This window comes from Ruminococcus sp. (assembly GCF_016283395.1).
In genome coordinates, this window is sequence record NZ_JAEEMU010000047.1 from 39,607 (window position 1) to 51,416 (window position 11,810).

The 11,810-nt window shown below is 42.5% G+C and carries 12 protein-coding genes; 4 read left to right on the forward strand and 8 right to left on the reverse strand.

Going from position 1 to position 11,810, the window contains the following annotated elements; translation table 11 throughout:
• The first annotated feature begins 72 nt into the window (after positions 1 to 72).
• The 3 genes from mazG to QZZ41_RS11845 all read left to right on the forward strand — a co-directional run bounded on the left by mazG (position 73) and on the right by QZZ41_RS11845 (position 1,471).
• Positions 73 to 897, forward strand: a complete 825-nt coding sequence (gene mazG, locus QZZ41_RS11835) for a nucleoside triphosphate pyrophosphohydrolase (RefSeq protein WP_074714506.1) — start codon at positions 73 to 75, stop codon at positions 895 to 897.
• Positions 890 to 1,165, forward strand: a complete 276-nt coding sequence (locus tag QZZ41_RS11840) for an HU family DNA-binding protein (RefSeq protein WP_074714505.1) — start codon at positions 890 to 892, stop codon at positions 1,163 to 1,165. The genes mazG and QZZ41_RS11840 overlap by 8 nt, the downstream gene beginning before the upstream one ends.
• A gap of 63 nt (positions 1,166 to 1,228) precedes the next feature.
• Positions 1,229 to 1,471: an RNA-binding S4 domain-containing protein gene (locus tag QZZ41_RS11845; protein ID WP_295072313.1), complete on the forward strand. Its 243-nt coding sequence runs from the start codon at positions 1,229 to 1,231 to the stop codon at positions 1,469 to 1,471.
• Between the two features lie 47 nt (positions 1,472 to 1,518).
• Here the strand turns inward: QZZ41_RS11845 and QZZ41_RS11850 are convergent, their stop codons facing one another.
• From QZZ41_RS11850 to QZZ41_RS11875, 6 genes are all read right to left on the reverse strand, one after another.
• The gene (locus QZZ41_RS11850) at positions 1,519 to 2,475 is read right to left on the reverse strand and encodes an NAD(P)-dependent oxidoreductase (protein WP_295072316.1); all 957 of its coding nucleotides are present in this window, start codon (positions 2,473 to 2,475) and stop codon (positions 1,519 to 1,521) included.
• A gap of 140 nt (positions 2,476 to 2,615) precedes the next feature.
• Positions 2,616 to 4,025, reverse strand: a complete 1,410-nt coding sequence (locus tag QZZ41_RS11855) for an ABC transporter substrate-binding protein (RefSeq protein ID WP_295072320.1) — start codon at positions 4,023 to 4,025, stop codon at positions 2,616 to 2,618.
• A 187-nt stretch (positions 4,026 to 4,212) separates the two neighbouring features.
• Complete coding sequence (locus tag QZZ41_RS11860) at positions 4,213 to 4,884, reverse strand: vitamin B12 dependent-methionine synthase activation domain-containing protein (protein WP_295072323.1); 672 nt, start codon at positions 4,882 to 4,884, stop codon at positions 4,213 to 4,215.
• Complete coding sequence (gene metF, locus QZZ41_RS11865) at positions 4,881 to 5,741, reverse strand: methylenetetrahydrofolate reductase [NAD(P)H] (protein WP_295072326.1); 861 nt, start codon at positions 5,739 to 5,741, stop codon at positions 4,881 to 4,883. Before metF ends, QZZ41_RS11860 begins: the two co-directional genes overlap by 4 nt.
• Before the next feature lie 12 nt (positions 5,742 to 5,753).
• On the reverse strand, positions 5,754 to 6,425 hold the full coding sequence (locus tag QZZ41_RS11870) for a uracil-DNA glycosylase (RefSeq protein ID WP_295072329.1): 672 nt from the start codon (positions 6,423 to 6,425) through the stop codon (positions 5,754 to 5,756).
• Between the two features lie 62 nt (positions 6,426 to 6,487).
• The gene (locus QZZ41_RS11875) at positions 6,488 to 6,967 is read right to left on the reverse strand and encodes a hypothetical protein (RefSeq protein ID WP_139283363.1); all 480 of its coding nucleotides are present in this window, start codon (positions 6,965 to 6,967) and stop codon (positions 6,488 to 6,490) included.
• Positions 6,968 to 7,371: 404 nt separating this feature from the next.
• Between QZZ41_RS11875 and QZZ41_RS11880 the strand changes: the two genes are divergently transcribed.
• Positions 7,372 to 8,118, forward strand: coding sequence for a tRNA 2-thiocytidine biosynthesis TtcA family protein (locus QZZ41_RS11880; protein ID WP_295072334.1), 747 nt, complete (start codon positions 7,372 to 7,374; stop codon positions 8,116 to 8,118).
• 63 nt (positions 8,119 to 8,181) lie between these two features.
• Here the strand turns inward: QZZ41_RS11880 and QZZ41_RS11885 are convergent, their stop codons facing one another.
• The gene (locus tag QZZ41_RS11885; protein WP_295072337.1) at positions 8,182 to 9,111 is read right to left on the reverse strand and encodes an NPXTG-anchored protein; all 930 of its coding nucleotides are present in this window, start codon (positions 9,109 to 9,111) and stop codon (positions 8,182 to 8,184) included.
• Positions 9,112 to 9,226: 115 nt separating this feature from the next.
• The gene (locus tag QZZ41_RS11890; RefSeq protein ID WP_295072339.1) at positions 9,227 to 11,512 is read right to left on the reverse strand and encodes a hypothetical protein; all 2,286 of its coding nucleotides are present in this window, start codon (positions 11,510 to 11,512) and stop codon (positions 9,227 to 9,229) included.
• Positions 11,513 to 11,810 lie beyond the last annotated feature (298 nt).

Sequence of the window (11,810 nt, forward strand, 5' to 3'; positions counted from 1 at the left end):
AAAAAAAGGTTGCAATTTATCAAAAATTAGGGTATTATATAACATAGCCCGTCTTTAAGGGAGTGTTTTCCTATGGTTGAATATCAGCAGAAAGAGCATTATTCCATTAACGATTTGCTCGATATTGTAAGACTTCTGAGAGGCGAGGGCGGCTGCCCGTGGGATAGAGAACAGACCCACAAGTCGATTAAGAGCGACTTCATTGAAGAGACCTGTGAAGTTATCGAGGCTATCGACCTCGAGGACACAGATCTTCTCAGAGAAGAGCTGGGCGACGTTCTGCTTCAGGTCGTTTTTCATTGCAGGATCGAAGAAGAAACTAACTCGTTTACCTTTGACGATGTATGCGATGAGATCTGCAAAAAGCTAATTATCCGCCACCCCCATGTTTTCGGTGATGTCACAGCTAATACTACCGATCAGGTGCTGAAAAACTGGGACGCTATCAAAATGGAAACAAAGGGGCAGGAAAGATACACGGATACTCTTACAAGCGTTGCAAAGTCCCTTCCCGCTCTTATGAGAGCACAGAAGGTAGGCAAAAGGGCGATGCGCGCAGGTATGGATTTCCGCTGTGCCGAGGACGCTATAGCTTGTATCGCAAACGAAAAAGCTGAACTCGATGCTGCCGTCATCAGCGGCGACAAAGCTAATATCGAAGAGGAGATCGGCGATCTGCTGTTTTCATGTGTAAATGCAGCGCGTCTTTTGGGCGTTGATGCAGAGCTTGCACTGAAAGCTGCAACTGAAAAGTTCATTAAACGTTTTTCTGTTACAGAAGACCTTTTATCCGCAGAAAACGTTGACATGAAAAATCTTCCTATTGAAGAGCTTGACATCTATTGGGACAAAGCCAAATCAATAATTTGTAAAACGGAGGAACAGAAAAATGACTAAGACTGAGCTTATCAATTCTATAGCAGAGAAGGCTAAATGCACAAAGAAGGACGCTTCCGCAGCTCTTGAGGCTACTCTTTCAGCTATTCAGGAGACTCTCGAAAGCGGCAGCAAGGTTTGCCTTACAGGCTTCGGTACATTCGAGGTTCGTGAGAGAGGCGAAAAGACTTGCATCAATCCTAAGACAAAGGCTAAGATGGTTTGCCCTCCATGCAAGGCACCTGCTTTCAAGGCTGGCAAGGGTCTTAAGGAAGCTATCAACAAGTAATTACAAAGAGGGACAGTTTACTGTCCCCCTTTTATTTATCCATACAATACGGAAGGAGATATTATGAGACTTGATAAATACCTCAAAGTTACAAGGCTTATAAAACGCCGCACAGTTGCCAATGAAGCCTGCGATGCCGAGAAGATAGTAGTCAACGGCAAGGCTGCAAGAGCTTCTTATGATGTAAAGGTGGGCGATATAATAGAGATAAATATGGGTACACGCCCGTTAAAGGTAAAGGTGCTAAACGTTACAGAACACGCTACAAAGGAAAATGCAGCAGATAATTATACGGTAATAGAATAAGACAGCGCATTAATACATAGAAAAAAGGACGGATAATTCCGTCCTTTTTATTTCGTATTATGGATATCCCAGCGGAAATTTACAAACTTTCTCGCCTTTGTATTATCCAACAGATTATTATTCTCTACCTTTGAGAGGTCAAGGTAGCGATAATTCGTCTTTTCGTCCTTATTGGTGCTGAACATTCCTTTCAGCTTTGAAAACGTTCCTCCCGGCTGTTTCTGCATTACTGCGCCAAGACGATGATTTTCGCGCATGAATGTGATTATATCAGCCGCTGTAGTAGGTAGCTTGTCGCCTACATTGTATGCTCCGTTATATGTTGTATTGTCTGCATTCTTTGTATAACAAAGTATAAAATCAACAAGATTATGTATACAGCACATCTGAAATCCATACTGTCCCTGTCCGTAAACGAAGTAGGAACCGTCCTTAGGATCTGTTATCTTGGACATAAGATTATCTGTAAAATTAAGCGTATATACAGGTGAAAAGCGTATGATACAGCATATCTTTTCACTATGGTGAGTCCACTCACTGTAAAGAGCCTTTTCGGATTTATACTTCATTACACCATAATTCGTGATAGGCTTCAGATCGCTGTCCTCACGGATAGGCTCTCGCGTCTTGGGAAACTGATATACCTGATCGGTACTGAGCAGCATCACCTTATTTACGCTTTCTTCTGTAAATGCATAACGATAGATAAACTTATCAACTGATGCACTCTCGTTCATCTGCTCGTCTGATATAATAGGTCCAAGATCGTTATCTACAGTACAGCCTGCAAAAATAACAATGTCAATTTTATTTTTTTCAAACACCTCAGCTATAGCATTCTTATCTGTAGGTGAACATATTACTGATGAATAGTGAAGCTTCCCTTCGTTATAACCTGATTCCTCTCTGTCAATAGCTATGACCTCAAAGCCTTTCTTGAGGAGTCCTGAGCAAATGTGCTGCCCTATTAGTCCACATCCGCCTGTTACCAGTACTTTCTCCATGATCATAGCCTCCTTTCTCCAACTTAAATAATATCTTATTTATCCTCTGAATTAAAACATCATATTCCTAAAATTAACTTATTATCCTATTTTTCTACGTTTACTTAGCTTTCCGCAACTCTATTCGCCCCGTATACGGCTCAGTCTACATCTGCCGGATCGGGATCAGAATTGATTTTTTCAAGATACTTGTCAACTGTTGCATTAATAGACTCATAAGTCTCGTTCCACGGTGTACCTCTTGCGGTAAGCCTAAGTGAATCATTAAGAAGATTTCCGCAGTCCTGAGAAACGCCCCTTGAGATATCTATAGTAGGGTTATCCTCTGCGAGCTCCTGCATACTATCTTTCATATCAAGCATTTCCTGAGTCCAGCCGTAGTCATCTTTGAACTGCTGGTCTGCTATCTCTTTCGTTTTCGGATCAAGATGAACAAATCTCTTGCAGTCAAGGTATCTGGCTACACCCTCAGGGTTTGAACCGCCGCTTACAAACATATACGATTCCAGTCCGGTAGGTACATAGTACTCATCTGCCTCGGGGTCCTTTGGCATCGGCACAAAGAATACGTCTTCGCCGTATTTTGCAGTCCATTTGTCCTTTTCCATGTAGAAATCGTACAGACCGATAGGGTAAAACAGCGTTTTTCCTTCGCCTATGTATGCAGGCTTGGTATCCCAGCCGAAATCTCCGACACCTATAGCGATACAGTTCTTCTGGTACAGATCGTATATCCAGTTCTGGACGCGCTCCATACTCGGGTCGCTGAGATTGTTTACAAGCTTGCCGTCCTCAAGACCTACAGGCGGTACGCCAATGGTATTCATAAGACCAAACTCAAACCACCAGCCGTCTATGCCGTATTTCTGATTGTCGGTATCTACAAACTTCTCAAGCATATCCTGGAAGGTATCCCATGTCCACTCGCCTCTTGCGTAAAGATCAGCGGGATCCTCAAGACCTGCTTCTGCTACGGTCTTTTTGTTATACACTACAGCTACAGTATCTCCCGTAGCCTGAACTCCTGCCATATAATGTTTTCTGTTCCACAGGAACTGGTCGTTGACGTCTTTAACGTCCTCCCAGAGAGGAGAATCAAAGTCAATATAGTCATCTGCGGGTACGAACATATTCTTTATCGCACCTCTTGGGAAAGCGTCCAGATTACCTCCATAGAAGAAATCTATGCCCTCACCTGAGCTCATATACTCTGTAAGTTTCTCATACCTGTCCTCATAGGTACAGCTGTAGTATTTGACACTTCCGCCGTATCTCTCCTGAAATACCGCAAGGTCAATAGGTACATTCTTGCCTGTACCGTCGGGATTGATGTCCCAGTCAGAGAGCCACTTTATTTCTCCGTTTTCAAGCTTATCGCCTGTAAGAAGCTCAGATTTTTCCGCATTCTGACGTATTTCGTTTCTCAGATCAGAGTCCAGCTCCTTGGCATTGCCCGTCGACTTTTCGTCTTTCTTGCTGCTGCAAGCAAGGAAAGACATCGACATTGCAGCTATAAGCAATGCTGAAATGAAATATCTTACTCTTTTCATCCTCAAACTCCTTTTAATATCGCCCTGTTATTACCCGATAATTTATACTCTTTCACCTTACCTAATTATATCACTTTGTCTTGGTTTATGTCAATATAAAAATTTCATAGACTTTTAACACTTTTATAGTTAATTGTTCACATATTGTTTAATTATACTGTGATATATTTCGGCTATATGCACATAATTATCTGCCGCAGGTGTTCCCGGCTGCTCTGAAAGCACAGCTTTCGCGCATATTACAGACCGCACATCCGCGCTTGCCGCGCTCTATCTTTGTTTCGGATATGCCTATTATTGCTGTAACCGATTTTGACGGGATCAGCAGGGAGCTTTCAGTCACTGTAAGACCTATCCTTCTCTGAGCGTTAAGGGCGATAAGAAAACTTCTCTGTAATGAGATAGGAAGATCACCGTATCCTGGACTGAAACGCCATGTTCTGTATGGGTATTCGTGTTTTGAAAATATCTCCTGCTCAGCGCGGTCACAGACCTGTTCAACGGCTGCACTGCATAGACAGTCAATGGCAAGTGACTCAGCCATATCTGTAACAGCAGCCTGTCGGATAAGCTTATCCGCTTCCTGAGAAAGAGTTGCCGCAAGCATTATTGCACGGGTACATCCGCTAAGATGTCTTTTTATATCTTCTCCCGTAAGTGGTTCAGACATTGCTCCGAGTATCACTCCGTCGTCAGTGTTATCAACAGAGGTCTCAAGATACACATATTTAGGCCTTACACGCTGACGCACAAGCCTTTCACAGCGTTCAAGCATTTCAGATATGGTATCTGTAGGAGCACCCTTGATCCCCATATACCGTGCGGCTTCCGATATGGATATGGGGTCAAGCTCTATCATGTTTTTATGATGCCCGAAACAGCTTCGCTTATCTTACGGGCAACATAAGGATTGTTCATGGTATAAAGATGTATTCCGTCTACTCCGCTTGCCACAAGATCAACTATCTGGTTTACCGCATAGGCTATGCCTGCATCGCGGAGGGCTTCGGGATTATGCTCGTATTTAGTCATTATACGCACGAATTTGCTGGGCAGACTTGCTCCGCAGGTAGTTACCATGCGCTCGATCTGCCTTTTATTTACAACAGGCATTATTCCTGCTTCTATCGGTATATTTATTCCTGCAATAGCTGCCTTTTCGCGGAATTCATAGAAATTGTCATTGTCAAAGAAAAGCTGTGTTATAAGGTGGTCTGCACCTGCTTCCACCTTTTTCCTTAGATTGATTATATCATCAACAAGACTATCCGCATCGGGGTGACACTCAGGGTAGCAGGCTCCTGCAATGTCGAAATCTCCCTTTGACTTTATGTAGGTGATAAGGTCGCTTGCATAGCTGAAATCATTTACAGGCGGTATCTCAGGGTTTATATCGCCTCTCAGAGCAAGTATATTCTCGATGCCGCGTTCTTTTGCCTCATCAAGTGCAGCATCTATCTCGCTTTTAGTGAAATTGATACAGGGCAGATGAAGCATTGGTGTTATGCCGCTTTCCTTTATCTTTGAAGCTATTTCAAGCGCGTAACGGCTGTTGCCACTTCCGCCTGCACCAAAGGTAACACTTATGAAATCAGGATGAAGATCGTTGAGTTCATCAAGTGTACTGTATATTACATCAACAGGACTTGTTTTCTTAGGAGGGAATACCTCAAATGAAAACACGGTCTTATCTTTAAAAAGCTCTTTGATATGCATATATATCCTCCGTTATTCTATTGACCAGTCTATCTCTCCCAGACCTTTTTCACGAAGAAAATTATTCGCCTTTGAGAAATGCCTGCATCCGAAAAATCCGTTATACGCCGAAAGCGGACTTGGGTGGGCTGCCTTTAATACAAGGTGTGCAGGATTTGTTATGTACTGCTGTTTTGTCTTGGCATCGCCGCCCCAGAGCATGAACACCATAGGCTTTTCACGCTGATTAAGAAGCTGTATAACATCGGTTGTGAAGTTCTCCCAGCCTATGCCGTGGTGACTTCTTGCCTGATTTGCGCGTACCGTAAGTACGGAATTGAGCAAAAGCACTCCCTCTTTCGCCCACTTTGTCAGCTCACCATGCTTGCCTAAGTTGTCTATGCCCACATCTTCCCTTATCTCCTTGAAAATATTGATAAGCGACGGCGGCGGAGCTATTCCCTTTCGTACCGAGAAGCTCAGTCCGTGAGCCTGTCCCTCGCCGTGATATGGATCCTGTCCGATTATAACACACCTTACATCTTCATAAGATGTATACTTCAGAGCGTTGAAAATATCGTACATACCAGGGAAAATACGCTGAGTCCTATACTCGTTTATAAGCGTCTGCCTGAGTTTCAGGTAGTAATCCTTGGTGAATTCATTTTTCAGAAGCTCGTCCCAATCGTTATTAAAGCTTATCATACTGCCTCCATATGCGTTGTATTAAAACAGGGGACGGCAATTGAGCCGCCCCCCTCTTCTCATTAATTGAAAACTGTATCCTCATAATACTTGAACTTTACAAGGGTATTGCGCCTGTATGTAAGTGAACCCTGCTGATTGAACGGCACTTTGTCATATGCCTCCGCAGAACACTCGATCTTCAGCTTCTGACCTTTTCTCGTAACAAAGATAAGTTCATAATATTCATCGACAAGCTTTACCTGTCCTGTACTCTCAATGATCCTCATACGGTCATCGCTCTTTCTTATAAGAGTAGCCATTTCGACAATAGGCTCAGATGTACGCTTCTGCTGTGCAAACTCGTCATTCTGACCACCTCTTCTGTCGTGCTGCTGAGGTGCTCTGTTCGCAGGAGCAGATTTCACAGGCATATCTCCGTCGTCATAGTCATCAGAACGCTCCTCAAGGAATAATGAAAGAAAACGTCTGAATGCACTTTTTCCGCTGAATAAAAGTATTATAAGTATAAGTACAACAACGATAGCGGCAAGTAAGATCAAAAGATTTCTCATCTGTTGTGTCATTTATTTTTCAGGCGCACTGCGCCTCTCCTTTCAGTTTCAACGTATCCGTCCGTTTCTTTATATTTCCGAACCGATACAAAATAGTCCATTTCTATTATAATATATTTTTTCATACTTTGCAAGTTTTATTTGCAAATTTCTTTAAAATATGTTTCATCACTTTTTGCGTTCATTTACAGTTTAATAACGAGTTTATGAGCAACCATTGATTTTTACGCTAACTATATTAGTATAAACGAATCGGCAACGTATTTTCAGACATACAAACAAATGGGAAGTAACCATATATCGTTGTTTTCGGCGCATTACACGTAAGCTTGCTTTTACGCCCGTGAAATGATATAATATATCCGTACTTCTTTTAAGATTGGAGAATATTTATGCAGAAAATTCTTGGATATATGCGAAAAGCCATACAGAATTACGGGCTCATCTCCGATGGTGACCGCGTACTTGTGGGGGTTTCGGGCGGAAAGGACAGTCTTGTACTTATGCAGGGACTGCATTTCCTGCGAAAATTCATCGGTATTGACTACGAGATAGTGGCTGTTACCCTTGATATGGGATTTACCAATGATACTATGGATTTTTCGCCAATTTCTCAGCTTTGTGAAAAAGAGGGCATTGAGTATCATGTAATAAAAACTCAGATCGCTGAGATAGTTTTCGATGTTCGCAAAGAACCAAGTCCGTGCAGTCTTTGCGCGCGAATGAGGCGCGGTGCGCTCCACGATGCTGCTAATGATCTCGGCTGCAATAAAGTCGCGCTCGGTCACAACTACGATGACGCGGTCGAGACATTTGTTATGAATTTGTTCACCGAGGGACGTATCGGCTGCTTTTCGCCGAGTACTTACCTTACACATAAGAAAGTCACGGTTATCCGTCCGCTTGTACTTGCTCCCGAAAAGGAAATTCGCCGAGCAGCAAGACGTATTGAGCTGCCCGTAGTCAAGTCCGTCTGTCCTGCGGACGGTCATACAAATCGACAGAAAACAAAGGACTTCCTTGCAGAAATGGAGCGAAACGACCACGGCTTCAAGGACAGGCTTTTCGGTGCAATGCAGCGTGCAAACATCGACGGCTGGGGCGGTATCAACTGGACCCCGCCAAATAAAAAAGATTAAAATAAAAAGGCTCTCCAAATGGAGAGCCTTTAATAATTCATTTAGAATTACGGACTAATTTAATTAGTCTTCCTTCTTTCTAAGAGCGAATGCTGTACCTACAGCGATTGCAAGACCTGCAACTGCTACGCCAGCACCTGCAACACCTGTCTTAGGTGAGTCGTTCTTCTTTGTTGTAGCCTTAGCTGTTGTTGTAGCCTTAGCTGTTGTCTTCTTAGTTGTTGAACCAGCAGCTGTTGATGTAGAAGTTGTAGATGAAGAGCTTGAAGATGATGATGTTGTTGGAGGTGTTGTAGTTGTTGTAGTTGTAGTAGTTGTTGTTGTTGTTGTAGTTGTTGTTGTAGTTGTTGTTGTAGATGATGATGTAGGAGCTTCTATTGCAATGTAGCCCTGCTCAATACCCTTAGTAAATACCCAAGCCTGCATGAGCTGACCTTCAGCATCCTTATCACCGTTTGTGAAGAGGTCTTCAGCTGTTGGCTTACTCTTGTATGCGATTTCGATTGGGAACTTGTCGCCTTCCTTAACATCAGAAGGAAGTGTGAGCTGGAATGTCCAGAGAACGCCGTCCTTACCAGCATCTGTTGAAGCAGCTGTTGCTACAAAGAAGCCGTTTGCGCCGTCACCCTGCTGCTCCTGTGAGAGTCTCTTACCAGCAGCGCCGAGCTCAGCATAGAATCCATCTTCCTCAACAACCTTGAGTCTGCTGTCGAACTGGATGTGGAGACCTGTTGGAGCGTACTTACCGTCAGCACCAGAAACCTTAAGTTCGATTGTACGTGTTGGGTTAGCCTTAGCCTCAGCAAGAGAAATTGTCTCCTGTGTGAGTGAAAGTGTAGGCTTTGTAGCAGCCTTGCTTGGATCAAGACCGTTTAAAGCATATTCCTGACCAGCAGCAGGACCTGCAGCGAATGCAGAAACAGCAGAAGCTGAAAGTGCTACAGCAGAAACAGCGAGTGCAGCGAAAGCACTCTTTAAAGTATTCTTCTTCATTGTCATTATTCCTTTCAGAAAATTTTGAATTATATATGTTAATCCGCCGCCGCAAAGCGGCGGATCACACTCTTTTATTTTTTACGTCTTATCTTTTAATGTCTTAAACAACCGCTCATTCAGTTGTTGTTGTTGTTGAAGCTATCTTTAAAACTTCGTCCCAGATCTCCTTATCTGTCTTATCGTTGTAATCAGATGAAGACTTTCTTGCATAGAATGCGAGGATCTTAGAAGCATCGTTAGGATCGATGAGTCTCTTGTCCTTCTTTACAGTTCTCTCAACTGTCTTGTCTGAACCGTGGTGAACGTCAGCAAGGAATGCTGCGAACTCTTCGTAATCAGATGTTGGTGATGTAGCGAGAGCACTCTTAGAAAGGTTAATGTCATATGGCTCAGCGTTTGTTGAAAGCTTAGCGTAGTAAGCGAGTACCTGTGAAGCATCGTTTGAGTCAACGAGGTTATCGAGGTTAGCATCACCCTTGAGAGCGATGTAAACTGTTACTGTAACGTCGTTGCCTTCGATGTCCTTGAGAACTGCGCCGTTAGCGTATACAGGAACTGTATACTTGAAGTTTGTATTATCAGACTTGTATGTATTTGAAGGTGTAGCTGTACCAAATGTTACATCAGCTGTGATGTCCTTGGTGTTTTCCTTCTCACCTGATACTACAGTCTTGCCGTTAAGTGTGTAGCCTTCAATGTATCTCTCGTGGAGGATTACATTAGAAACCTGTGCCTTATCGAATGCCTCATCAATGTTTACATAGTATGCAGCCTCTGTGTCAGCTGTTACATAAGTCTTGATGATAGATGTTGTGATTGTAACATCAGGAGGTGTTGTTGTAGTTGAAGATGTTGTTGTATCTGATGATGTTGTTGTAGTTGAAGATGTTGTTGGCTCTGAAGATGTTGTTGTGTCTGATGATGTTGTTGTTGTATCTGATGTTGTAGTTGTAGATGAAGTTGTTGTATCTGATGTTGTAGTTGTAGATGAAGATGTAGTCGTTGTATCTGATGTTGTAGTTGTAGATGAAGATGTAGTTGTTGTATCTGATGATGTTGTTGTGTCAGAAGATGTTGTAGTCTCAGTTGTTGTAGTCTCAGTAGATGTTGTAGTAACTGCTGTAGTTGTTGTGGCAGTTTCGATTACTCTCTCGATCTGAACATCAACTAAACCTGCGTTAACTGTGTTTAATGTGCTGAAATCAACCTTAGCTGTGATCTTCTTGTATGATTTAACGAAAGCATATCCCTGGTTCTCAACCCATTTCTTAACTTCGTCCTGCTCAGCGTCATCGAATATTGCTTCGCCGTTAGCTACTGCATTTACAAGTGTACCCTTGATATCTTTTACACTGTCAGCAAACTTTCCGAGATCCTCAGCTGTGATATCGATATTGCCCTCAGGTGAGATGCTCTTGAGAAGTTCTGCATAGATGCTAAGAACTACATCGTTCTTAGCGATCTCTGCGCCTGATTCAGGGATTGTAACCTTTTTGTCATAATTGTGCTCCTTGAGCCAATTATTTGCCTTAGCAATTATTTCAGAAACGTTGTTATAATTGCTTGGACCTTTCTTAGCTGTTATAGCATCAGTATACTTTTTCTTAGCCTTTTCGATCTTGTCAGTAACAAGCTTGATCTTAGCAGCGTAATCAGCCTTAGCCTGATCAGCAAACTGAGCAGGAATCTCCTTGTCAATTGCTGCATCGCCCTTAGCCTTTACCTTTGCCATTGTATCAAGAGCAAGGTCAAAAAGTTCGCCTGCTGCGTATGTCTTATCAGCAGTCTTATACTCAAACTTTACAGGAACTTCTGTACCTGCAGCGAGCTTAGATGTCTCTATCTTGAGTGTGAACACACCGCTTACATCGATATCTGAGAAATCGATCTTTGTAAGATTTGGTGCGTTATAATTTTCAGCCTGGACTGCAAGTGCATTACCTGATGTTAAGCTAAGATTACGGTTGAAATCAGGATTTGAGATCTTACCTGAGATCACAACATCACCGTTTCCGGAAATCTTATATGTCACACCGTTAGGAATGATAAGTTCGTTGAAACCGTATTCAACAAGATCCTTATACTGACCAGCTTTTTCAATTGCCTTCTTTGCAATTGTAGTAACATCAAAATTACCTGACTTTGTTTCAGCAGTTATGAGCTTTGCATATAATGTCTGATTCCATTCTGATACAAACTCACACTTATTCTCACTTGCAGGGATGTAAAGAAGTTGATCAAGAGTGATCTTTTTATTAACATCTGCTGTCTGAGTAGTTGCTGTAGCCTGAACAGCGTCATTTGTTTCTGCAGCGTTTGCGTAAGTTAAACACTGTGTGAGAGCGATTGGTGCAGCTGCAACTGCAGCGAGGGCTCTCTTGAATAATGAATTCTTCATTGTCCTATACCTCTCTAACATGTTTATTCCCCTTTTGCTTTAAGCGTTTCTTTTGTTCAAGTTGCTCTCCGCATCAGGCTTAATTTCGGGGCAACTATCTGCGTATGCCTATACTTCCCCCAGAAATTCATATCTACATTTTATCACACAAAGTCCAATAAGTCAAGCAGAACAGTGTATTTTTTTCAAAAATTATTGACGATTAATGCTCCTGTTTTTTGTACTTATTTCACAATATGAGCCTATATGAACAGTAATATTTTTGCTTTTTTGAACTTTCTGTATTATTTTTTCGGTA

What these genes read in the sequence shown, in the direction of transcription:
- mazG (WP_074714506.1), top strand. Translation starts at nt 73, where the DNA reads ATGGTTGAATATCAGCAGAAAGAGCATTATTCCATTAACGATTTGCTC.
- QZZ41_RS11840 (WP_074714505.1), top strand. Translation starts at nt 890, where the DNA reads ATGACTAAGACTGAGCTTATCAATTCTATAGCAGAGAAGGCTAAATGC.
- QZZ41_RS11845 (WP_295072313.1), top strand. Translation starts at nt 1,229, where the DNA reads ATGAGACTTGATAAATACCTCAAAGTTACAAGGCTTATAAAACGCCGC.
- QZZ41_RS11850 (WP_295072316.1), bottom strand. Translation starts at nt 2,475, where the DNA reads ATGGAGAAAGTACTGGTAACAGGCGGATGTGGACTAATAGGGCAGCAC.
- QZZ41_RS11855 (WP_295072320.1), bottom strand. Translation starts at nt 4,025, where the DNA reads ATGAAAAGAGTAAGATATTTCATTTCAGCATTGCTTATAGCTGCAATG.
- QZZ41_RS11860 (WP_295072323.1), bottom strand. Translation starts at nt 4,884, where the DNA reads ATGATAGAGCTTGACCCCATATCCATATCGGAAGCCGCACGGTATATG.
- metF (WP_295072326.1), bottom strand. Translation starts at nt 5,741, where the DNA reads ATGCATATCAAAGAGCTTTTTAAAGATAAGACCGTGTTTTCATTTGAG.
- QZZ41_RS11870 (WP_295072329.1), bottom strand. Translation starts at nt 6,425, where the DNA reads ATGATAAGCTTTAATAACGATTGGGACGAGCTTCTGAAAAATGAATTC.
- QZZ41_RS11880 (WP_295072334.1), top strand. Translation starts at nt 7,372, where the DNA reads ATGCAGAAAATTCTTGGATATATGCGAAAAGCCATACAGAATTACGGG.
- QZZ41_RS11885 (WP_295072337.1), bottom strand. Translation starts at nt 9,111, where the DNA reads ATGAAGAAGAATACTTTAAAGAGTGCTTTCGCTGCACTCGCTGTTTCT.
- QZZ41_RS11890 (WP_295072339.1), bottom strand. Translation starts at nt 11,512, where the DNA reads ATGAAGAATTCATTATTCAAGAGAGCCCTCGCTGCAGTTGCAGCTGCA.